Here is a 22,925-nt window from a genome sequence, read left to right as displayed (position 1 = left end):
ACAAGTGGCTAGACTATATGAGGACATAGAACGCAACGTGGCAGACGCGGGAGTATACCAGCACTTAAAACACATTGCTACTCGCCGGTTGTTTTTTCCACAAGAAATTTCAGAAATAAGAAGTACTATATATGTACCTCTTTTTTATAGTTGCCCTATTACACATTTACTTACTTATTTAAACTAAATGCTCTCTAGCTAAATATTCTAAGGATTGCATTTCTTGTAAACGACTAATACAACGCTTAAATTCAAAGTTTAAATTACCTTGGGTATAAAGTTCGGTAATAGGTTTTTCAGCCGATATAATTAAAGTTACATGGCGCTCATAAAATTCATCCACTAAAGCAATAAAGCGTCTAGCAGCATCATCATTAGTTTGCCCTAGCTGTTTTACGTTAGAAATAATCACCGTATTGTATAAGCGGCTAATCTCCATGTAATCGACCTGGCTACGTGCTGTTTCGCACAATTCACTAAACTCAAACATCACAACGCATTTAGCTACTTTACGCGTTTTGATTTTTCGCCCTTCTATCTCTATCGGCTCATCTAATTGCCCTGGCTCTGGCGATAACTTATCGAAGTACTCAAATAGGTTCTTATCCGCATCTTCATCTAACGGACTATGAAAAATTTCAGCTTGCTCTAAAGTACGTAATCGGTAATCAATACCTGAATCTACATTAACTATCTCGGTATTTTTTTTAACAAGCTCAATTGCTGGCATAAAACGCGCTCGCTGTAAGCCATTTCTGTAAAGTTCATCAGGCACTATATTAGAGGTTGCTACAAGTACTATGCCCCGTGCAAATAGCGCTTCCATTAAGCCACCTAATAGCATGGCATCAGTAATGTCTTGTACAAAAAACTCATCAAAGCAAATAATGTCTGTTTCTGCTTTAAAAGTGTCAGCAATTTTTTCTAATGGATTAGCCGTATTATTTAGCTTTTTAAGCTCGTTATGCACTCGGTGCATAAATCGATGAAAGTGCACACGCATTTTACGTGTGCCCGGTAATGATTCGTAAAAAGTGTCAACTAAATAAGTTTTACCACGCCCTACTCCCCCCCAAAAGTACAAACCTTTTACAGGCGCAGGTTCTTCTTTACTAAATAGCTTAGCAAAAAAGCCTTTTTGTTTTGGCTTTGTCTGAGTTAGGTCATCGTATAGACGTTGTAAATGGCGCACAGCATTTTCTTGTGCTGCGTCGTGTACAAAGTCATCTCGCTTTAAGTCTTGTTGGTATGTTTGCCAAGGAGTCATATCTATTTACAGTTAAAACACAGTTTAATTTGCAAAGCATATTAACACGCATCATAACTCGGGGTATATTACACTTAGTATGATTTATAATTGAATCGGCATTCGTTAGTTATTTTCCCAAAGGGGTAGTTTTTATGGGCACAGTTATGTGGGTAGGTTTGATTGTTATTGTTGCTGTTGTAGCATTTTTTATTGGTGCATTTGTAACTAAAAAACAGTTCAAACAAGATGAACTAAAAGAGCAAGCGGAACAAGCACAAAGTGCGCTTGAGCAGTATCGCCAAGATGTCGCTGATCATTTAGCGAATACTGGTAAGCTCGTAAATAAAATGAAAGAAAACTATGATCAACTGCTTAGTCACGTTGAAGAAACAAACCAGCTTCTTCTAGAAGATAGAAATAAAGCACCAGCTGAACCTTATTTCTCTAAAGAAACAACCGAACAATTACAAGCATCTTTAAAAGAGCGTCGTTCAGACCGCTCTTCTGCAGAAGCGCAACCAGCTGATTATGTATCAGGTGAATCCGGTTTATTTGCTGGTCAAAATAAAGTTTCAGAACATTCTAAAGCATCTTGATGAACTTTTTTTTGACCCCATAGTCTTTAGATATAACAGCTTTGTTGTTTTATCTTAATAAACCGAAAAGGGCTGCTGTAAAGTAGCCCTTTTTGTTTTGCTTTATCTTAAGTGGAGTTACCCCTGACTATGAAAATGAAATTATCACTTATCAGCGCAGCTATTCTATCTACAAGCTTATTAATGAGCCCTGTAGCATCTTATGCAAAAATGCCAATTGCAGTAAATGGTCAACAACTACCAACTCTTGCCCCCATGCTAGAGAAAATATCTCCAGGTGTTGTAAGTATCCAAGTTTCAGGCTCAAAAGAAGTACGCCGCCGTGCAGATCCGCTTGAATACTTTTTTGGACAGCAACAGCCTCGCAGTCAAAAGCGTCAATTTAGTGGGTTAGGCTCTGGGGTAATTATTGATGCTGATGAGGGTTATGTAGTCACTAATAATCACGTAATCCAAGATGCCGAAAAAATGGTAGTAACCCTCGAAGATGGCCGTGAATTTGAAGCAACTAAAATTGGTACTGATACAGAATCAGACATCGCTCTTTTACAAATAGACGCTGATGACTTAACTGAAATAAAACTCGCAAATTCAGATAGTTTACGAGTGGGCGACTTTGCCGTCGCTATTGGTAACCCATTTGGACTTAGCCACACAGTTACATCTGGTATTGTTAGCGCTCTTGGCCGTAGTGGTTTAAATATTGAGGGCTACGAAGATTTCATTCAAACCGATGCTGCTATCAACCAAGGCAACTCTGGTGGTGCACTAGTTAACTTAAACGGTGAATTGATTGGTATTAACACTGCTATTTTAGGTGCTTCTGGCGGTAACGTGGGTATTGGTTTTGCCATTCCATCAAACATGATGAAAAACTTAGTTGATCAAATTGTTGAACACGGTGAAGTACGCCGAGGTTCGCTGGGTATTTCTGGCCGACCACTTGATGCAGGCCTTGCTAAAGCGCAGCAACTTGACGTTAAACAAGGTGCTTATGTAATGCAAGTAATGGACGACACTGCTGCAAGTAAAGCAGGTATAAAAGCAGGTGACGTAATTGTTAGCATTAATGGCGGTGATATTAGTGGTTTCCATGAACTACGCAGCAAAATTGCTACGCTAGGTGAAGGCCGCGAAATAAAACTTGGTATTTACCGCGATGGTAAAATTAAAACGGTAAAAGTAACTCTTGATGGTGCATCAGGTGTTACAGCGACTGGCGAAGAGCTGCATCCTGCGTTCCAAGGCGCGACACTTGAAAACGTGCAAAAAAATAGTAATAAAGGTGTTGAGGTTACGTCTGTAGACCCTCGCTCACCTTCTGCCCGTGTTGGCCTTGAAGAAGGTGATATTATTATGCAAGTGAATCGCCAACGAGTAGAGACTATTCGTGATATGAATAAGATTATCGAAAACACTAAAGGTAATATCGTACTTGGCGTACAACGTGGTCGTGAGTCTATATTTATTTTAATTCAGTAATAAATAGCACTATTAATGTAATAAAAATAACAGTGGCACTTGCCGCTGTTATTTTTTTATGTCATCATAAAGAGATTGCTCACTTACATAATAAGAAAACTGTGCTGAAATTAATAAAATTTATTCTCCCCCCTTTATTTGCAGGTCTAAGTATTGCTTTTTTAGTGGTTTTTTTCAGCCCTAATATGCGAGCCGCCTTACTCCCTAATGTTCCCCTTCCAAGCGCGATGAGTGCGAGTCACCTGAGTTTTTCTGATGCAGTTAAACGAGCAGCTCCTTCTGTAGTTACTATTTTTTCAGAAAGCATTTCCAAAGAACCTCGTTATAAAAGAAAAAACACGGTACAAGAGCTAGGCTCTGGCGTCATTATGTCGCAAGACGGTTATATTCTTACTAACTACCATGTTGTGAATAATGCAGACCAAATTATGGTTATCTTAACCGATGGCCGACGCTTTTTTGATGTGCAACTAATTGGTTTTGATACCATTACTGATTTAGCCTTACTTAAAATCAATGCAGATCACCTCCCGGTAATTCCCGTAAACGATAGCTATGTATCAAATGTAGGCGATGTTGTACTTGCTATAGGCAACCCGCTTAACTTAGGGCAAACAATCACTCAAGGCATTATTAGTGCAACCGGTAAGCAAAAAATTACAGATAGCCCTTACAATAACTTATTGCAAATGGATGCAGCTATTAACGTGGGCAACTCCGGCGGGGCATTAGTTAACTCCAATGGTGATTTAGTCGGCATTACTTCTGCACAATTTAAAACGCGTGAGAACTTGAATATTCAAGGAATATTTTTTGCGGTTCCTTACTCACTTGCTAAAAAAGTGATGGGTAAACTCATTCGTCACGGTCGGGTTGTACGCGGCTATTTAGGCTTTGAAGGCACAGCAGTAGATAGTACAGGTAAAGAAGTAAACGACAGCCTAACGCCGGTTACCGGCATGCGCATTACTAATTTAGACCCTTTGGGGCCAGCATGGCAAGCGGGTATTGAAGAGCAAGATATCGTCATTAAAATTGCAGGGCTTTCGGTAGCAAACCCACAAAAAGTGCTTGAAAAAATAGGTAATACGGAGCCCGGTAAAGAAATAGAATTTGAGCTATACAGAGATGGAAAAATAGAAAAAATCATGGTGGTGGTAGCTGAACTTGAAACAAAGCTTTAATAAATAGTAATACCAATCGTCAATAAAAAAGTCGGATAGCAATTTGCGTATCCGACCTTTTTAAAATAGCTTAACTAGTTATCTACTTCTACGTTTAATGTTTGCACCCAACGCACTTAGCTTATCTTCAATGCGCTGATAGCCTCTATCAACGTGATAAATACGGTCAACAACCGTTTCACCCTGTGCCACTATACCCGTTAAAATTAAACTAGCTGAAGCGCGTAAATCGGTTGCCATCACTTGCGCGCCCGTTAGGCTCTCAGTCTCACCACAAATTGCGGTATGCCCTTCTAAACGAATATTAGCGCCCATACGCTGCAACTCAGGTACATGCATAAAACGGTTTTCAAAAATCGTTTCTGTAATAGTCGCACTACCATTTGCTACTACATTTAATGCTGTAAACTGAGCTTGCATATCCGTAGGAAAACCTGGGTGTGGAGCTGTTTTAATATTCACGGCTTTCAGTTCTCGGCCGCGCATATCAAGGTAAATACTGTCGTTATGCACTTCTAGATGTGCATTTGTTGCGCGTAACTTTTCAATCACAGGCTCAAGAGAATGAAAGTCAGTGTTTTTACAAAGTACTTCACCGCCTGCCATTGCTGCAGCGACTAAAAACGTCCCAGTTTCAATTCGGTCAGGTAAAATACTGTGTTCACAGCCAGCTAAACGCTCAACGCCTTCAACTTCAATGCGGCTAGTACCTGCACCTGTGATTTTAGCGCCCATAGCAATTAGGCAGTTAGCTAAATCAATTATTTCAGGCTCGCGTGCCGCATTATCAAGTATGGTTTTACCATCAGCGAGGGCCGCTGCCATTAATAGGTTTTCGGTAGCGCCTACACTTACCATTTCCATAAAAATTTCAGCGCCTTTTAAGCGACCATTTACCTTGGCATTAATATAACCATTTTCAACGTTTATTTGTGCGCCCATGCGCTCCAAACCTTGAATATGAATATCAACTGGGCGAGCGCCAATGGCGCACCCACCAGGTAAAGACACTTGAGCTTCACCAAAACGTGCAACTAGAGGTCCTAATGCAAGCACAGAGGCACGCATTTGCTTTACTAAGTCGTAAGGCGCTAATGTTTTATTAACCGTTGCACCGTCAATTACTAGGGTATCGCCCTGCCAATTAACATCTGCACCTAAAGTTTTTAATAAGGCTTCAGTGGTCACTATGTCGCGAAGACGCGGTACATTAGTAAATATACTTTTGCCATCAGCTAATAGTGAAGCAAATAAAATAGGCAGTGCGGCATTTTTAGCGCCCGAAATAGTCACTTCACCAGCAAGTGAAGTGCCACCTTGAATTACAAATTGATCCATTAGGAGGCCCTAGTTATTGCGGTAAAATGAATTTTTGTTCACGCTTCCACTCTACAGGAGTAAATGCACGAATAGATACTGCGTGAATTGTCCCATCTGAAATTGTATTCATTAATGGACCATAAACTAGCTGCTGCTTTTTAACTCGGCTTAAACCGTCAAAGCATTCGCCTACCGCAACAACTTCATAATGACTACCATTGGCTTTTACATGCACTTCAGCTAATTGAAGTTCTTCGCGTAATAATGTTTCGACTTGGCTAGTTTCCATAACTCTCACTCAAATAGGGTTGTAACCTGACCCAATTGCATTAAATTTTGCAATTGCTCAGGTAGGTTTTGCAATTCAAGGCGAATGCCTTGCTGCTTTAATTCTGCAAAAGAGTGAATTAACCAAGCTAAGCCTGCTGTGTCAACCCTTGATACTCCACTTAGGTCGAAATAGATGATTTTATGCTTAGTTAATAACTTATTGTTCAGAAGCTGTTCATCGCCAATTGAATTTCGAGTAAGCTCACCGCTTACTCCAAAATGTTGTCCATCAACTTGGCTTATTGCCAATTTAGTCATTCGAGTTACTGCCTCTAAACTGAACTGGTAGCTGACTCTTTTGCTCTAAAAGGTTACTTACATTATCAATACCTTGCTGGCGCAAAATACCTTGCAGCTCACTTTGTTTTGCGTCTAGTAAACTAATACCTTCGGCAATCATATCGTACGCGCGCCATTCACCGTCACGGTCTTCGCGTACTTTAAAATCGATTCTGATATCAGGTTTACCGTCTTCAATAATTTTAGTCTTAATAACAACAACGTCTTTGCCTTTAAACGCTTGCTCTGCACCAAACTCAACTTTCTGGTTTGTGTATTGAGTAAATACACCTGCATAAGTAGCAACTAAGTACTCTCTAAATACACCAATAAAGCGTTGAATTTCTTTAATTGCTTTGGCCTTTTCAGCCTCGTCGGTAATTGCACGAACTTTAGATACTTCACTGCCAAGTACACGAAGTGCTGCATATTTATAGTCGATGTAAGGCATTAATTCTTCTTCGACTATTACGCGAAGGTACTCTTGATCTTTAACAATTAATGGCTGATCTTTTTTAATGCGCGCAAATGTATTATCGGCAACTTGGCGTACCATTTTATTAGGATCGATTAATTTCACATCTGCTGCACTTACGCTTTGAGTTAGCGTCATTGTGCCAATTGCTACAATAGCTAAAAACTTTTTCAACATAATAATTACTCACTACCTTGGTTGAATAAAAACTGCCCGATTAATTCTTCAAGTACAATGGCAGACTTAGTATCAGTGATTGAATCGCCATCACCTAGTGCTTTACTTTCCACACCAAATAAATCGTCAATTGCTTCATCTTGCTTGTTTTCTGTCACTGTTTCGCCTAAACAACGTTGCTTAGCAGAATCTGGAGAAATTACAGGGTGAATACCTAAGTACTGCTCACCTAAAATACCCGACGTTAAAATAGAGATTGAGCTTGTGTCTGAAAAACGACATAAGTACTGTGCGTCAATGGTCATATTAACGACTGGTAAAAATTCTTGTGGGTGAACATAAATTGATTCAACACGACCAATTACAACACCACCTACTTTTACCGGCGCACGCGCTTTTAACGAGCCGATGTTTTCAAACTTGGCATTAAGCGTATATGTTTCGCCAGAGCCACTAATACCTGAATTGGCAACTTTAAGTGCAAGCATCGCAAAAGCTAAAATGCCAAGTGCTACAAAAAAACCAACTAAAATTTCTAATTTCCGTGAATTCATTATCTATACCCTATTAGCTGGTAAACATTACCGCTGTCAAAATAAAGTCAAAACCTAAAACTGCTAATGACGAATGAACAACCGTTTCGGTGGTTGCTTTGCTGATCCCTTCTGAGGTCGGCACACAGTCATATCCTTTATAAAGCGCAATCCAGGTCACCACTATGGCAAATACAAAGCTTTTAATAATACCGTTTAGTATGTCTTGCTGAAACGACACTTGCGATTGCATGATTGACCAAAAACTACCTGTATCAACCCCCAGCCAATCTACCCCCACTAAATGAGCGCCTATAATTGCTACAGCTGAAAATATCAATGCAAGCAATGGCATGCTTATAAAACCCGCCCAAAAGCGCGGTGCAATAATACGTTTTAGCGGATCGATTGCCATCATCTCAAGTGATGAAAGTTGCTCTGTTGCTTTCATTAAGCCAATTTCAGCTGTCAAAGCGCTACCTGCGCGTCCTGCAAATAATAATGCAGTAACAACCGGGCCTAGTTCTCGCAATAAGCTCAGTGCCACTAACGGCCCTAAACTATCTTCAGCACCATAACCAACCAATACGGTGTAACCTTGTAGAGCCAACACCATGCCGATAAACAAACCCGACACCATAATAATGAGTAACGATTGCGAACCAACCATATAAAGCTGGCGAACAAGTAAAGGTGTGCCTTTTTTAAAATTAGGAAAATGCGCTAATGCACTAAACAGCATATAAGCAGAACGACCAAGGGCCGCAAAACGTCCTAGCGTTTTATGCCCTAGCTTTTGAAATAAATCCAACATTATGCTTTTTCTCCAAGTAGTTCGTCTGCATAAGCCTGAGCCGGAAAATGAAATGGTACTGGACCATCCGACAAGCCTTTTAAAAACTGTTGAACTAAAGGAGATTCATGATTACGCATTTCATCTGGAGTACCACAACCAATTACACCTTGATCGGCGATAATTATAACGTGATCGGCAATACTCATTACCTCTGTTACATCGTGCGTCACGATTAAAGACGATAAACCTAATACTTCGTTGAGCGACTTAATTAGCTTAACCAATACGCCCATCGAAATAGGATCTTGCCCTGCAAATGGTTCATCGTACATGATTAGCTCTGGATCAAGTGCTATAGCGCGTGCAAGCGCAGCACGCCTTGCCATACCGCCGGATAACTCAGAGGGCATTAAATCTTTAGCGCCACGTAGTCCAACAGCTTGCAATTTCATTAACACAACTAATCGAATCAGGTCTTCACTTAGCTTTGTGTGCTCTCTTATAGGAAACGCGATATTGTCAAATACCGACATATCAGTAAACAACGCACCACTTTGAAAAAGCATACTCATTTTAGTACGTGCTTCGTATAACTCTTTACGAGACATTTTAGGAATGCTGCCACCTTCAAATAAAATATCACCTGAATCTGGTTTAAGCTGACCACCAATTAAACGCAACATAGTGGTTTTACCAATTCCGCTTGGCCCCATAATCGCAGTAATTTTACCTTTAGGAACGCTAAAACTCATATTTTTATATATGGTTCTATTGCCTCTCGAAAAGCTAACATCCTTGACTTCTACTATTGATTGCGACAAGTCGCTCTCCATAAAAATGTTCACTAGTGCCCCTATTTTAAAGCTTTTTTGTCAAAGATGGAAAAAACAATTCGTAAGATTTTGTAATACACCCATGAAAAGGATTATAAGACTCGCTTAAAACAGCTTAACCCCGGCTTAAATTTTTAAATTAGCTGTTTAAAAGCAACATTGTTACCTAGTTGACCTTACTCTTTTATTTATACTTTCATCTTGGCTTTTGTTACTATTCGCGCCATCCGTATTTTGTATAACTGGCTTAACACAATGGTTACCTCGTTTGTTATTTTAATTCTTGGTTTTGCAGCTCTTGTTTGGAGTGCCGATAGGTTTGTTTATGGGGCTGCGGCTCTTGCTAAAAACTTTGGTGTACCTACACTTATTGTTGGTTTGACCGTTGTAGCCATGGGCTCTTCAGCCCCTGAAATGATGGTTTCAGCCTCTGCCGCTTTGGCTAACAAAACCGACACAGCCGTTGGCAATGCTGTTGGCTCTAATATTACAAACATTTTACTTGTGTTAGGTATCACTGCTCTATTTCGCCCTCTTTCAGTTTCATCTAGTACGTTAAAACGTGAAATGCCATTAGTGATGCTCGTATCTTTAGCTACTTGGTATGTGTTCTCAGATAACTACTTTTCATTTAGTGAAGGTGTTGCGCTTTTAGTTGGCTTTATCGTATTCATCGGTGGGTTAATCATTGTATCTATGCGTGCAAAAAACCAAGATGACCCATTTGTCTCAGAAGCCTGCGACGATGTACCAAACGATGTACCTACTAAAAAAGCGGTATTTTGGTTAATTGTCGGCATGATACTCTTGCCGGTTAGTTCTCATTTTTTAATCGGCTCAGCTGTTGATATTGCTAAATACTTCGGCTTAAGCGACTTAGTCATTGGTTTAACAATTATTGCCATTGGTACTAGCTTGCCGGAACTTGCCGCCTCGGTTGCAGGTGTACTTAAAAATGAAGATGATTTAGCACTAGGTAATATTGTTGGATCAAACATATTTAATATTTTAGCTGTATTACCTCTAGCAGGTATTATTAATCCTTCAGCAATTGATCCATCGTTAGTAAGCCGAGATATATTAATTATGATTGGTGCAACACTTGCTCTTATTATTATGTCATTGAACTTTAGAGGCACCCAGCGTATCAATAGGGTAGAAGGTGGCTTATTGCTAATAGCGTTTTTGGGTTACCAAGGGTATATTTTTAGTCAAGTAGGGTAAATGATGGCAACGCTAAACTTTATTGAACAAGGCCTTCGCGTTTTAGATGTTGAGCGCCAAGCACTTAGTGATATTGCACAATATGTAGATGAAAATTTTCATAACGCGTGCCAATTAATGTACGACTGTGAAGGCCGTATTATTGTTATTGGCATGGGAAAATCAGGCCATATTGGCAATAAAATAGCGGCAACCCTTGCAAGCACTGGCAGCCCTGCGTTTTTTGTTCACCCTGGTGAAGCAAGTCATGGTGATTTAGGTATGATCACTAAAAATGACGTGGTTATGCTTATTTCTAATTCAGGGGAAACCAGCGAAGTTTTAAATATCATTCCGGTTTTAAAACGACTTGGTGCCAAAATGATAGCGATGACTGGCAATACACAATCAACAATGGCAACCCTTGCTAATGTACATGTGTGCATTAAAGTAGAAAAAGAAGCTTGTTCATTGGGTCTAGCCCCTACATCAAGTACCACTGCAACGCTTGCGATGGGCGATGCCATGGCAGTTGCATTATTAGAGGCTCGCGGCTTTACAGCTGATGACTTCGCGCTATCTCACCCTGGTGGTAGTTTAGGCAAGCGCTTATTACTTACTTTAAAAGATGTTATGCACAGCGGCGCAAATACACCTATTATTGATGTTTCACAAACAGTTAAAGATGCTCTAATAGAAATGTCAGCTAAAGGATTAGGTATGACAGCCATTGTTGGTGAAAATCAGCAACTCGTAGGGTTATTTACCGATGGTGACTTACGTCGCATTTTAGAACAAAGAATTGATATTCATACAACACAAATAGATGTTGTTATGACTAAGTCATGCACTACAGCTACGCAAGATATTTTAGCCGCTGAAGCGCTCAATATTATGGAACGTAAACGTATAAATGGCCTAATCGTCGTCAATGAGAAAAACCAACCTATTGGCGCATTAAATATGCAAGACCTATTGAAAGCAGGAGTGTTATAAATGCAATTTGAAGAACTCTATCAACCGCTGAGCGATGATGCAAAAGCACGCGCTAAAAAAGTAAAACTACTTATATGCGATATTGATGGTGTATTTTCTGATGGCCGTATTTACCTTGGCAATCAAGGTGAAGAGCTAAAAGCATTTAATACAAAAGATGGTTTTGGCATTAAAGCACTTATAAACAGTGGCTTTGAAGTAGCTGTTATTACTGGTCGTCATTCACAGATAGTACAACAACGTATGAGCAGCTTAACCGTACAGCATATTTATCAAGGCCAAGAAAATAAGCTCATTGCCTATCAAGAATTAAAAGATAAACTCAACCTTAGCGATGAACAAATTGCTTATATTGGTGATGACGGTCCTGACATGCCTGTTATGGAGTTAGTAGGCTTTGCCGTTGCAGTAAATGATGCCCACCCACTTATTAAGCGTTTGTCACACTATGTAACGCAAATGCCTGGTGGTTTTGGTGCTGTGAGAGAACTCACCGATTTGCTCATGCTTGAAAATGGTAAAGCATTGACTACACAAGGCACTAGTTCATGAATGCAGCGCGCATAATATTAAGCGTTTTATTCATTAGCTGTATGGTTTGGCTTTGGTACCCTTATTTTGCACAAACAAATATTGTGCCTCAGGCTGAGCCTGAAGTTATTGCTAAGCCTGATTACATAGCTATTGAGCTCAAACAGACAGCCTATGATGAGCAAGGTAAAATTAGCCACAAAGTCACTGCGGCTAAAATGGAGCTATACCAGCAATTAGGTTTCACGTTTTTCGAAAAACCCATTTTTACTTTATATAACGAACAACAAACGTGGCAAATAAATGCAGACGAAGCAACATTATACGAAGATAAACAATTAATTTTAGAAGGTAATGTGGTTGCCAAAAATTTAACCGATAACGCCATGATAGACAAAATCAATGCTGATAATATTCAGGTTGATATAAAGCTATTAACAATGCGTTCGGAGCAACCCGTCATCATCACTGGACCCAATTTAAAAATCACCGGTAAAGGCCTAGAAGCCGACTTAAAAGCCGAAGTGATAAAACTAATTAACCATACGCGAACCATATACTATGACCAATAAAATATTAAAATCACTTATAATTCCTACACTTATACTAGCGTTTAATAGTAGTGCTGCAGAGCAAAACACGCAACCTGCTGCCAATCAAATTTCAATAAGTGCCGACAAGCAAGAAGGTCAATTGAAAGCTAATGTGGGTATTTTTGAGAAAAACGTTGAGATTATTCACGGTAATCGCCGCATTACAGCCGATCGCCTCGAAGTACACAAACGTGATGAACTTGGTGATAATAAACAATTATTAATTGCCACAGGTAGCCCTGCGCACTTTGAAGAAAAGCAATCAGACGGCACGACTATGAGCGCCAGTGCTGACGAAGTACGTTATGATGTATCTAAGCGTTTTTTAACGCTTGTTGGTAATGCACAAGTATCGCAAGCCGGACAAAAAATAAATGCTAAAAGCATTACCTACGACATAGAGCAGCAGCTCATCAGTGCCGAAAAAGATGAAAACTCAACTGACCGCGTTCACACAATTTTAGTACCGATCGAAACTAAAAAAAGTAAAAAAGGCGATAAAGGTCAACCATGAGCACATTAAAAGCAGAACTATTGGCAAAAAGCTATAAAGGTCGTGAAGTTGTAAAAAACGTCGGCCTTGAAGTACAAGCTGGCAGTATAGTTGGCTTACTTGGCCCTAACGGTGCTGGTAAAACAACGACTTTTTATATGATTGTAGGGCTTGTTCCTAGCGACAAAGGTAAAATATCTATTGATGATAACGATATTACTCTTTTACCTATGCATAGTCGTGCTAGATTAGGCATAGGCTACTTACCACAAGAGTCATCGATTTTTAGAAAGCTGACTGTTTATCAAAACTTAATGGCCATTTTAGAAACGCGCAAAGAACTAAATAAACAAGCCAGAGAAGACACGCTCAATAACTTATTAGATGAATTTAGCATACAACACATTCGTGATAGCCAAGGTATGGCATTATCGGGTGGAGAGCGTCGTCGTGTAGAAATAGCACGAGCACTGGCAGCAGATCCTAAATTTATATTACTGGATGAACCGTTTGCCGGTGTTGACCCTATTTCGGTATTAGATATAAAGAAAATAATAGAACATCTTAAAAATCGTGGGATTGGTGTATTAATTACCGACCATAACGTAAGAGAGACCCTTGATGTTTGTGAAAAAGCCTACATTGTTTCTCATGGGGAGCTGATTGCATCAGGTACTCCAGAACACGTATTAAATGATAAAACAGTACGCGATGTTTACTTAGGCGAGCAATTTAGGCTGTAACATTTACGCCATGTCTTTAAGCATCTGCTAGTATTAATTATAACAACATAAAAGGATTGTTAGAGATACATGAGGCAATCACTACAGCTGCGCATGGGCCAGCAACTTACAATGACTCCACAGTTGCAACAAGCTATTCGTTTGTTGCAACTCAGTACATTGGATCTCCAGCAAGAAATACAAGAAGCTCTCGACAGTAATCCACTATTAGAGGTTGAAGAGGCAGACTATTCTGAAGACGCTGCTGGTAAAAACGAGCAAAAAGCTGATACCGATGACATAACTGTTAGCGCATCTGCTGATGATGCTCCGAGCGAATACGAACAAGATACTGGTGAAGCACTTGCAAAAGACACGCTAAGTGACGACATGGCTATGGATGTTAGTTGGGATGAGTACATGAGTGCCGCCCCAGCAGCCTCATCAGGTCCAATGCCTGAAGACGAATCTATATACCAAGGCGCCTCTACTGAAACGCTCCATGAGTATTTAATGTGGCAATTACAACTAACGCCATTTAGCCCTACCGATGAAGCCATCGCGATTGCGATTGTAGAGGCCGTCGATGATTCAGGTATTTTAACTCTCAGTTGCGAAGAAATTTTAGAAAGCTTTAATCAAGAAAACGAAGATGATAACGAAGTCGAACTTGATGAAATTGAAGCGGTATTAAAACGCATTCAACTGTTTGATCCTGTTGGTATTGCTGCACGTAGTTTACAAGAGTGTTTGTGTATTCAGCTTAATCAATTTGATAAAGAAACACCTTACATTAATGAAACGAAAATGATTTTAACCGAGCATATTGATCTATTAGCAGCTCGCGACTATCGTACATTAATGAAAAAAACTAAGCTTAAAGAAGAAGAGCTTAAAGAAGTGATGACACTAATACATACTCTCAACCCAAAACCTGCAGATACTATTGTAAGGGAAGAATCTGAGTATGTTATTCCTGATGTGTCAGTTAAAAAAATTAAAGGTCGCTGGGTTGTCGAATTAAACCCAGATAGCATGCCTAAAATTCGTGTTAATAGCCAATACGCGGCAATGTCTCGCACTGTAAAATCAAGTGGCGACAGCCAGTTTATTCGCTCACATTTACAAGAAGCTAAATGGTTTATTAAAAGCTTAGAAAGTAGAAACGACACGCTATTAAAAGTTACTAATTGTATTGTTAAGCAACAACAAGGATTTTTTGAACATGGCCCTGAAGCCATGAAACCAATGGTTTTAAATGATGTCGCTGAAATGGTAGAAATGCACGAATCGACAATTTCGCGTGTGACTACTCAAAAGTACATGCATACACCCCGTGGTATATTTGAGCTTAAATATTTTTTCTCAAGCCATGTAAGTACTGAAAACGGTGGTGAATGTTCATCTACAGCAATACGTGCGCTTATCCGAAAATTAATCGCAGCAGAAAACTCAGCAAAACCATTGAGTGATAGCAAAATAGCGGATATATTGGCTGAGCAAGGAATTAAAGTAGCAAGACGTACAATCGCAAAATACCGTGAATCTCTTGCTATTCCACCGTCAAATCAGCGTAAAAGTCTGATTTAAGACGCTAAACTAAGAGGGTAATGCTTATGCAACTAAACTTAACTGGTCGTCACGTAGAATTAACCGATTCACTAAGAGACTATATTAATACTAAATTTGCGAAGCTTGAAAGACACTCTGATCATATTAATAATGTTCATGTCATTCTCGATGTAGAAAAATTAAATCAAAAAGCAGAAGCCACAATACACGTAAGCGGTGCTGAGCTATTTGCCTCTACAGAACATCAAGATATGTATGCCGCTATTGACTCGTTGATCGACAAGCTCGATCGCCAAGTAATCAAACACAAAGAGAAGCTTGCTCGACACTAATATGATGAAATTAAGTTCACTTATATGCCAGGACTGCAGCAAAGCTGCGGTCCTTTTTAATAGCAAAAAAAGAATTTTAGAGTTCATTAGCGAACTTGCTCACGACAAACTTCCGTATTTACCGCAACAAGATATTCTTAACGCTTTAATGAGCAGAGAGAAATTAGGTAGTACAGGTATAGGGCGTGGCATTGCTATTCCTCATGGAAGAATGAGCGGTGCAGAAGAGCCTTTGGCTTTAGTGCTCGTTAGCGAAACTCCAATAAACTTTGATGCAATCGATAATCGCCCTGTTGATATTTTTGTCGCACTCATCGTACCAGATGGCGATAACCAGCAGCACTTAAAGACTCTAGCAACCATTGCTGATAAACTAAACAACAAAGATTTTTGTAAACAGTTACGCAGTGCAAAATCTGATACTGAGCTTTACCAAGTTATTGTCGATCAATCATAGTTTTATAAAGGGTGTTAAATGGAGTTAATTATCATAAGCGGCCGTTCTGGTTCTGGAAAGTCGGTTGCTTTGCGCATTGTAGAAGATTTAGGTTATTATTGCGTAGATAATATTCCAGTAAACCTACTACCTTCATTAGTTCGCAGTGTGTCTGATAGCTACGATAAAATTGCTGTTAGCATAGATGTGCGCAACATCCCTAAAGAACAAGATGAATTTAACGATATTCTTGAATACTTGCCTGGCTTTGCAAACCCTACGTTGTTTTATTTAGATAGCGACGATCAGACATTGATCAAACGCTTTTCTGAAACACGCAGATTACACCCACTATCAATAGACTCGTTGCCCCTTGATTTAGCCATCAAAAAAGAAAAAGAATTACTTGATGTATTAACCACTCGCGCCGACTTTATGATAGATACGACTGATTTAAGTGTTCATCAACTCGCTGAATCTATTCGTGAAAAGATTTTAGGTAAAAAAGATAAGCAACTGATTGTCACATTTGAATCATTTGGTTTTAAACACGGTATACCAAAAGAAGCAGACTACGTATTTGATGCACGCTTTTTACCAAATCCACACTGGGAACCAGAGTTAAAGCCTTTAAATGGGTTAGATCAACCGGTTAAAGACTATTTAGCTAATCACAGCATAGTGCAAAAATTCACATGGCAAATTCAAACATTTGTACAAACGTGGTTACCACATTTAGAACGAAATAACCGCAGTTATTTAACCATTGCTATTGGGTGTACAGGCGGGCAACATCGCTCTGTGTATTTAGCGCAAACTATCGGTGAAAGTTTCGCAATGACACATCCCAATGTAAAAATTCGCCATCGCGAGCAAGAAAAATAATATAGCTGAATAATCACCTGTTCAGCTTAGGTAGAGTAAGTTATGCATTGTGAAGATACCTTTTTAATAAAAAACAAATTAGGCTTACACGCCAGAGCAGCTACTGTGCTTGCGCAATTAGCAGTACAATTTGATGCGACAATCACATTATTCCAAGATGACAAAGAAGCAGCAGGCGATAGCGTACTTGCACTAATGTTACTTGAAAGTAGCCAAGGAAAAGAAGTTAAAGTTGTTTGTAAAGGCCCTGATTCTGAGCAAGCTTTACACGCTGTTGGAGAATTAATAGCACAACGCTTTAATGAACAAGAATAACCTGTTTTATAAAAACAATATTCGCATTACTAATGCTTCAATTAAAACAGATATATAAAATAGATAGGTTAGTAACGCCAGTTAACTCACCTCCCCCCCATAAAGTAATATAACAATTTATAAAGGACGCCAATGCCTGAAGCTTTTGAACAAGATTACCCACTACAGCAACTAAAACAGGTGACGAAGTCACTCAATAGTGGTCAATTTGTTCAAGTTAGGCGCATGCTCGCAAAAACGGCTCCTTGTGATACCGCATTATTATTAGAATCATCACCGCATAAAATTCGCCGACTGCTTTGGCAATTGGTCGATCCTGATGTGCAGGGTGATGTTCTTGAAGAATTATCTGAAGATGTTCGTTTAGGCATTATTGCCCAAATGGAACCTAAGCACATTGCCGCCGCAACTGAAGACATGGGCCACGATGACTTAGGTGAAGTATTACGTAGCCTGCCAGATACCGTCTATAAAGACGTTGTTAGCGCGATGGACATTCAAGACCGTGAACGTGCCACGCAAGCACTGTCATATCAAGAGCGTTCAGCAGGTGCGCTAATGAACACCGATACGGTGACCATTCGCCCTGATGTAACACTCGATGTTGTACTTCGTTATATTAGACTGCGTGGTGAGTTACCAGAGGGTACAGATGATTTATATGTTGTTGATAAACATAACTGCTTTATAGGCGCTTTATCGCTGAGTACATTATTAACTAATCCGCCAGAAAAAATTGTGCGCGATTTAATGGATGAAGATTGTGAGTCTATCCCAATCTCAATGGATGAAAGTGAAGTAGCGCAATTATTTGAGCGCCATAATTGGATATCGGCCCCTGTGGTGGACGATAACGACCAACTCCTCGGTCGTGTTACTATCGATGACATCGTTGATGTAATCCGAGAAGATGCCGAGCATAGCTTATTAAGCCTAGCCGGTCTTGATGATGAAGAGGATACATTCGCGCCTGTACTAAAAAGCTCTAAAAAACGCTCAGTTTGGCTAGGAGTTAATTTACTAACCGCACTTGCAGCTGCTTTTGTAGCTAGCTTTTTTGAAGGCACTTTAGATGTGCTACCTATTTTGGCTGTGCTTAACGGTATTGTCCCTTCTATGGGTGGTGTTGCTGGTAGCCAATCATTAACGCTTGTTATCCGTGGTATTGCAGTAGGTCATATAAACCAAACAAACCAACGTTTCTTGATGATGAAAGAACTGGCCATTGGCGCGCTAAACGGTATTTTGTGGTCACTATTAATTGCGGGTGTTATTGCGCTATGGCAGTGGGACTTTATGCTTGGTGGCGTACTCGCTTTCGCTATGTTTATGAACTTAGTGGTGGCAGGTGTTGCTGGTGCAAGTATTCCAATAATTCTTAAAAGAATGAATATAGACCCTGCTCTTGCAGGGAGTGTGGTGCTAACCACGGTGACTGATATTGTTGGTATATTCGCCTTTTTAGGTACTGCTACATGGTTGCTGATATAAATTAAACGCTTTAAATGTAAAAAACTACAGCAAAAATACTTAGGGTAAATCAGTAGCTATGGCAACGGATACCAAACATAAAAATGACATACCTAAAAAAACGCTAAAACAAAAAAGCGTATCCATATTAAAAAGTGTACTGGTATATGGCTCTATATTTTTCGTCCTTTATACCGCCGTCAATTGGTGGCGGCAACCTGTCATGCCAGCAAATCCTCAATTACAATTAATCGATTATAAAGGGCAAAACATTGATTTAGCAGCAATGAGCCAAGATAAACCCACGCTTGTGTATTTTTGGGGAACTTGGTGTCCTATTTGTAGTATTACCTCCCCTGCCATAAACGAACTCGCAAACGAGAATAAATACCCCGTTGTGAGCATCGCGATAAAATCAGGCTCTGATCAAGAGCTGCATGATTATTTAAATGAGCAGGGCTACAGCTTCAGTACTGTTAACGATCAACACGGGGAGATATTTTCCGATTGGCAGGGACAAGTCACGCCATCTTATATAATCTTAAAAGATAATAAAATGACGCAAGGACTCACCGGCATTCAGCCGTTATGGTCACTTAAATTGCGTTTGTGGTTATCATCAATGCTTTAAAAAAAAACTAAACTTAGCACAGGATATCTAAGGAGAGGGGCTCTAAAACCTCACCCTATATCACCTACAATAATATAGATAATAAAGAGCAAAGCTGACTTAATTTACGTATACAAAAGCTAAAAAACGCGTGCCGCAATTAGCCTTATCTATTAGCAAATAAAATTACTAACGTGTGCTTTGTCGATTACCGCCTACTTTTGGCTTAGTGTTTGCCTTTTTAAATTGGCTAAAACCGGTATGTCGCGTTAGTGCTGGACGCCCACCTTTTTTACCACCTTTACCTGCTTTTTCATCGCGCCCTTCTTCTGGAACTAAACAGTTAGGCCCTTTACCAATTAAATTAGCTTTACCCATTTTACGTAGAGCTTCACGTATCATTGGCCAACCAGCTGCATCGTGGTAGCGTAAAATAGCTTTATGTAATCTACGTTGGCGTGCGCCTTTAGGTACTGGAACAACTTCTGAGTTGTTTTTTATATTACGCAAAGAGTTCATCTCTGTATGGTAAATAGTCGTCGCATTAGCCATAGGTGATGGGTAAAAATTTTGTACCTGATCAAGCTTAAAGTCGTTTGATTTAAGCCATAAAGCCATGTTTACCATGTCTTCATCTTTTGTACCTGGGTGAGCAGATATAAAGTAAGGAATTAAATACTGCTTTTTACCGGCTTCTTTAGAGTACTTATCAAATAGTTCTTTAAATTGATCGTACGCTCCCATACCTGGTTTCATCATTTTTGATAATGGACCATCCTCTGTATGCTCTGGCGCTATTTTTAAGTAACCGCCTACATGGTGCGTTACTAATTCTTTAACGTAACGCGGGTCGCGTACAGCTAAATCGTAACGTACACCTGAAGCAATCAATACCTTTTTAATACCCTTAACTTCACGTGCTTTTTTATACAAATCTATTGTTGGCGTATGATCTGTATCCATGTGTTTACAAATATCTGGATACACACATGATAAGCGTCTACAGGTACTCTCGGCCTTTTTACTAGTACAGCGCAGCTTATACATATTCGCCGTTGGGCCACCTAAATCAGAAATAACACCAGTAAAGCCGGGGACTTTATCTCTAATTTGTTCAATTTCTTCAATAATAGATTCTTGCGAACGACTTTGAATAATGCGCCCCTCATGCTCTGTAATTGAGCAAAACGAACAGCCACCAAAACAGCCACGCATAATATTAACTGACGTTTTAATCATATCGTAAGCAGGTATTTTAGCATCACCATAACTTGGGTGAGGAATACGCTGATACGGCAAACCAAATACAGCATCCATTTCATGTGTTTCTAATGGATATGCTGGCGGGTTTACCCAAATAGAGCGATCGCCATGTCGTTGGTAAAGCGCTCTTGCACAACCAGGGTTTGTTTCTTGATGTAAAATTCGCGAGGCATGAGCGTATAAAGGTTTGTTAACACTTACTTGCTCATAAGCAGGTAACTTAACATAGGTTTTTTCCCACGGCTTAGGACGTGCAGGCTGAACCATGATTGGTTTTGCCGCTTCTGCTTTTAAATCAATACCCGCTTGTTTAAATTCAGATTTACTACAGCCAACATCATCCGCGCCATATGGGTTTGGAATAGGGTCTATTTTACCAATTTTATCAATAGCGGTAGAATCACTGCCACGCCAACCAGGTAGAGGCTCTTTTCGAATAACAGCCGTGCCGCGAATATCCTGAATCGTATCCATCGTTTCACCCGCCGCAATACGGTGTGCAACTTCAACTAGCGGGCGCTCTGCGTTACCGTAAATTAAAATATCGGCTTTTGCATCAAACAAAATACTACGACGTACTTTTTCCTGCCAATAGTCGTAATGAGCAATACGGCGAAGGCTGGCTTCAATACCGCCAATAACAATTGGGATACCTTTGTATGCTTCACGGCATTTTTGCGAGTAAATCATCACGGCGCGATCTGGGCGCTTACCGCCAACGTTATTAGGCGTGTAAGCATCATCGTGGCGCATGCGTTTTTCCGCTGTATAGCGGTTGATCATAGAATCCATGTTGCCGGCTGTTACACCAAAAAATAAATTCGGTCTGCCGAGCTCCATAAATGCATCTTTAGAGTCCCATGCAGGTTGGGCAATAATCCCCACTCTAAAGCCTTGCGCTTCAAGTACACGGCCAATTACAGCCATACCAAAACTAGGATGGTCAACATACGCATCGCCACTAATTATTATTATGTCGCAGCTATCCCAGCCAAGTGCATCCATTTCTTCACGTGTAGTTGGTAAAAATGGCGCGGTGCCATAACATTCAGCCCAGTATTTCGGGTATGAAAATAAGGCGCGCTTAGCTTTGAGTGTGCTCATAATTGTGGCCGTAGAATAACAAAAGGCGCGAATTATACCCTACTAAATTCTTTATATATACAAAGTAGTCAAAGCATATCGCGCTTTAAATTCTAAATCGTTCATTAGGGCGTGTTGATCTTTGTGGATTGAAATTTGTTCAATCTAGGGGCGATTTAATCGCGGCGCGAGGTTTGTAACCTAGCGGGCTAAGTAAAAACCGAGCAACAAAGAGTTAATCGTCCCTAGAAAGAACCCAAAGGGCAGCGCATGTTTGGCATTTATGCTGCGTTATCGCCTATTTATGGGGAACAACCACACTACATAGGCTCTGCCTTGCCTAAATACCAAACAATCTGCTGCAAAATTAACCACAAAAGTTCAACACGCCCTAACTTAAATAATAAGTTAATCTTTTTTAGCGTTTATTTATAAATTCTATCAATTCATGCTCAGGCATGGGTTTAGCATACATAAAACCTTGTACCTCATCACAGCCTAAGTTTTTTAAGAACTGGGCTTGTTCTTGTGTTTCAACGGCTTCAGCAATCGTTTTTAAACCCAACTTAGCACCAAGAGAAATAACTAAGGCAGCAATAGCGCCAGTGTCATCATTTGGCAGATCCTTAATAAATGCACGATCTATTTTCAATCTATCCAAGGGTAAACTTTGTATATAACTAAGCGATGAAAAGCCAGTCTCAAAGTCATCAATAGCAACCTCCATCCCTAACTCTTGAAGCTCTCTAAGTGTATTAATAACAGTTTCGAGTTCATCCATTACTACGCTTTCAGTGACTTCTAATTCTATGTTTTTTGGCTTAACGCCATATTTTAATAATGTATTTTTAACGTTTTGAGCATAGCCTTTTACTTTAAACTGCGGAACAGACACATTAACCGCAATACAAATTTCGGTACCCATATTTTCTAGGCGCTTTTGTTGTTGGCAAGCTTGCTCTAAAACCCACTGCCCTATATCAACAATCAAGCCCGCATCTTCTGCAAGTGGAACAAATACCGCTGGCGATATATATGATCCGTTACCGGTGGGCCACCTAAGTAATGCCTCACACCCAATTAAAGACAAGTCTCCTAATGAAAGTTGAGGTTGATACCTAAAGTATCCCCAGAATTAGCCTTTACATATCAATGAACTAACAGTAT

The 22,925-nt window shown here is 39.9% G+C and carries 25 protein-coding genes and 1 pseudogene; 16 read left to right on the top strand and 10 right to left on the bottom strand.

Annotated elements, in window-relative coordinates; genetic code table 11:
• Nucleotides 1-178: 178 nt before the first annotated feature.
• Nucleotides 179-1,267: a cell division protein ZapE gene (zapE, locus tag GQR53_RS05480; protein ID WP_002957958.1), complete on the bottom strand. Its 1,089-nt coding sequence runs from the start codon at nucleotides 1,265-1,267 to the stop codon at nucleotides 179-181.
• A gap of 134 nt (nucleotides 1,268-1,401) precedes the next feature.
• On the opposite strand from zapE, the gene GQR53_RS05475 reads away from it, so the two are divergent.
• From GQR53_RS05475 to GQR53_RS05465, 3 genes are all read left to right on the top strand, one after another.
• Nucleotides 1,402-1,845: a YhcB family protein gene (locus GQR53_RS05475; RefSeq protein ID WP_024595790.1), complete on the top strand. Its 444-nt coding sequence runs from the start codon at nucleotides 1,402-1,404 to the stop codon at nucleotides 1,843-1,845.
• A 129-nt stretch (nucleotides 1,846-1,974) separates the two neighbouring features.
• Complete coding sequence (locus GQR53_RS05470) at nucleotides 1,975-3,327, top strand: Do family serine endopeptidase (RefSeq protein ID WP_024606350.1); 1,353 nt, start codon at nucleotides 1,975-1,977, stop codon at nucleotides 3,325-3,327.
• A gap of 101 nt (nucleotides 3,328-3,428) precedes the next feature.
• Complete coding sequence (locus tag GQR53_RS05465; protein ID WP_024595792.1) at nucleotides 3,429-4,511, top strand: trypsin-like peptidase domain-containing protein; 1,083 nt, start codon at nucleotides 3,429-3,431, stop codon at nucleotides 4,509-4,511.
• 78 nt (nucleotides 4,512-4,589) lie between these two features.
• On the opposite strand, the gene murA is transcribed toward GQR53_RS05465, so the two are convergent.
• Genes murA through GQR53_RS05430 form a run of 7 tightly spaced genes read right to left on the bottom strand, consistent with a single transcriptional unit; the run spans nucleotide 4,590 to nucleotide 9,254 of the window.
• On the bottom strand, nucleotides 4,590-5,849 hold the full coding sequence (murA, locus tag GQR53_RS05460; protein WP_165743097.1) for a UDP-N-acetylglucosamine 1-carboxyvinyltransferase: 1,260 nt from the start codon (nucleotides 5,847-5,849) through the stop codon (nucleotides 4,590-4,592).
• Nucleotides 5,850-5,862: 13 nt separating this feature from the next.
• Entirely contained in the window at nucleotides 5,863-6,120 is a 258-nt protein-coding gene (locus tag GQR53_RS05455) for a BolA family protein (RefSeq protein WP_002957953.1), read from the bottom strand.
• A gap of 5 nt (nucleotides 6,121-6,125) precedes the next feature.
• Nucleotides 6,126-6,419, bottom strand: a complete 294-nt coding sequence (locus GQR53_RS05450; RefSeq protein ID WP_002957952.1) for an STAS domain-containing protein — start codon at nucleotides 6,417-6,419, stop codon at nucleotides 6,126-6,128.
• On the bottom strand, nucleotides 6,412-7,092 hold the full coding sequence (locus tag GQR53_RS05445) for an ABC transporter substrate-binding protein (RefSeq protein WP_165743096.1): 681 nt from the start codon (nucleotides 7,090-7,092) through the stop codon (nucleotides 6,412-6,414). Before GQR53_RS05445 ends, GQR53_RS05450 begins: the two co-directional genes overlap by 8 nt.
• Nucleotides 7,093-7,097: 5 nt before the next feature.
• On the bottom strand, nucleotides 7,098-7,646 hold the full coding sequence (mlaD, locus tag GQR53_RS05440) for an outer membrane lipid asymmetry maintenance protein MlaD (protein ID WP_002957950.1): 549 nt from the start codon (nucleotides 7,644-7,646) through the stop codon (nucleotides 7,098-7,100).
• 13 nt (nucleotides 7,647-7,659) lie between these two features.
• Nucleotides 7,660-8,439: a lipid asymmetry maintenance ABC transporter permease subunit MlaE gene (gene mlaE, locus GQR53_RS05435; protein ID WP_165743095.1), complete on the bottom strand. Its 780-nt coding sequence runs from the start codon at nucleotides 8,437-8,439 to the stop codon at nucleotides 7,660-7,662.
• Nucleotides 8,439-9,254, bottom strand: a complete 816-nt coding sequence (locus tag GQR53_RS05430) for an ATP-binding cassette domain-containing protein (protein ID WP_076915496.1) — start codon at nucleotides 9,252-9,254, stop codon at nucleotides 8,439-8,441. Before GQR53_RS05430 ends, mlaE begins: the two co-directional genes overlap by 1 nt.
• A 255-nt stretch (nucleotides 9,255-9,509) precedes the next feature.
• Here GQR53_RS05430 and GQR53_RS05425 point away from each other — a divergent pair, with 255 nt between their 5' ends.
• The 13 genes from GQR53_RS05425 to GQR53_RS05365 all read left to right on the top strand — a co-directional run bounded on the left by GQR53_RS05425 (nucleotide 9,510) and on the right by GQR53_RS05365 (nucleotide 19,433).
• Entirely contained in the window at nucleotides 9,510-10,478 is a 969-nt protein-coding gene (locus tag GQR53_RS05425) for a calcium/sodium antiporter (protein WP_002957947.1), read from the top strand.
• A gap of 3 nt (nucleotides 10,479-10,481) precedes the next feature.
• Nucleotides 10,482-11,453 (top strand): KpsF/GutQ family sugar-phosphate isomerase, encoded by a 972-nt coding sequence (locus tag GQR53_RS05420; protein WP_165743144.1) that lies wholly within the window; start codon nucleotides 10,482-10,484, stop codon nucleotides 11,451-11,453.
• Entirely contained in the window at nucleotides 11,454-12,005 is a 552-nt protein-coding gene (gene kdsC / locus GQR53_RS05415) for a 3-deoxy-manno-octulosonate-8-phosphatase KdsC (RefSeq protein ID WP_007580311.1), read from the top strand.
• Nucleotides 12,002-12,556: an LPS export ABC transporter periplasmic protein LptC gene (lptC, locus tag GQR53_RS05410; protein WP_165743094.1), complete on the top strand. Its 555-nt coding sequence runs from the start codon at nucleotides 12,002-12,004 to the stop codon at nucleotides 12,554-12,556. Before kdsC ends, lptC begins: the two co-directional genes overlap by 4 nt.
• Nucleotides 12,546-13,091 (top strand): lipopolysaccharide transport periplasmic protein LptA, encoded by a 546-nt coding sequence (gene lptA, locus GQR53_RS05405; RefSeq protein WP_002957943.1) that lies wholly within the window; start codon nucleotides 12,546-12,548, stop codon nucleotides 13,089-13,091. Before lptC ends, lptA begins: the two co-directional genes overlap by 11 nt.
• Nucleotides 13,088-13,813 (top strand): LPS export ABC transporter ATP-binding protein, encoded by a 726-nt coding sequence (gene lptB / locus GQR53_RS05400; RefSeq protein ID WP_002957942.1) that lies wholly within the window; start codon nucleotides 13,088-13,090, stop codon nucleotides 13,811-13,813. Before lptA ends, lptB begins: the two co-directional genes overlap by 4 nt.
• Nucleotides 13,814-13,882: 69 nt before the next feature.
• A complete protein-coding gene (locus GQR53_RS05395; protein ID WP_002957941.1) occupies nucleotides 13,883-15,382 on the top strand; it encodes an RNA polymerase factor sigma-54 in 1,500 nt (499 codons plus the stop codon).
• Between the two features lie 26 nt (nucleotides 15,383-15,408).
• Nucleotides 15,409-15,696: a ribosome hibernation promoting factor gene (hpf, locus tag GQR53_RS05390; protein ID WP_007580301.1), complete on the top strand. Its 288-nt coding sequence runs from the start codon at nucleotides 15,409-15,411 to the stop codon at nucleotides 15,694-15,696.
• A gap of 4 nt (nucleotides 15,697-15,700) precedes the next feature.
• Nucleotides 15,701-16,153, top strand: coding sequence for a PTS IIA-like nitrogen regulatory protein PtsN (gene ptsN / locus GQR53_RS05385; RefSeq protein WP_024595797.1), 453 nt, complete (start codon nucleotides 15,701-15,703; stop codon nucleotides 16,151-16,153).
• An 18-nt stretch (nucleotides 16,154-16,171) separates the two neighbouring features.
• On the top strand, nucleotides 16,172-17,017 hold the full coding sequence (rapZ, locus tag GQR53_RS05380; protein WP_165743093.1) for an RNase adapter RapZ: 846 nt from the start codon (nucleotides 16,172-16,174) through the stop codon (nucleotides 17,015-17,017).
• A gap of 42 nt (nucleotides 17,018-17,059) precedes the next feature.
• Nucleotides 17,060-17,332: an HPr family phosphocarrier protein gene (locus GQR53_RS05375; RefSeq protein ID WP_002957937.1), complete on the top strand. Its 273-nt coding sequence runs from the start codon at nucleotides 17,060-17,062 to the stop codon at nucleotides 17,330-17,332.
• Between the two features lie 132 nt (nucleotides 17,333-17,464).
• Nucleotides 17,465-18,823 carry a magnesium transporter gene (mgtE, locus tag GQR53_RS05370; RefSeq protein ID WP_002957935.1) on the top strand — a complete coding sequence of 453 codons (1,359 nt, stop codon included), beginning with the start codon at nucleotides 17,465-17,467 and terminating at the stop codon, nucleotides 18,821-18,823.
• A gap of 58 nt (nucleotides 18,824-18,881) precedes the next feature.
• Entirely contained in the window at nucleotides 18,882-19,433 is a 552-nt protein-coding gene (locus tag GQR53_RS05365) for a protein disulfide oxidoreductase (protein ID WP_165743092.1), read from the top strand.
• Nucleotides 19,434-19,601: 168 nt separating this feature from the next.
• Here the strand turns inward: GQR53_RS05365 and GQR53_RS05360 are convergent, their stop codons facing one another.
• Together GQR53_RS05360 and GQR53_RS05355 are read right to left on the bottom strand one after the other, a co-directional pair.
• Nucleotides 19,602-21,779, bottom strand: a complete 2,178-nt coding sequence (locus GQR53_RS05360) for a YgiQ family radical SAM protein (protein ID WP_002957933.1) — start codon at nucleotides 21,777-21,779, stop codon at nucleotides 19,602-19,604.
• Between the two features lie 397 nt (nucleotides 21,780-22,176).
• A pseudogene (locus GQR53_RS05355) lies at nucleotides 22,177-22,875 on the bottom strand (EAL domain-containing protein); the annotation flags it as partial.
• Between the last annotated feature and the right edge of the window lie 50 nt (nucleotides 22,876-22,925).

This window comes from Pseudoalteromonas sp. Z9A6 (assembly GCF_011378805.1).
Taxonomy (GTDB): Bacteria; Pseudomonadota; Gammaproteobacteria; order Enterobacterales; family Alteromonadaceae; genus Pseudoalteromonas; species Pseudoalteromonas distincta.
The sequence above is the reverse complement of the archived record's forward strand: the minus strand, read 5'-3'. Positions and strand labels throughout refer to the sequence as shown.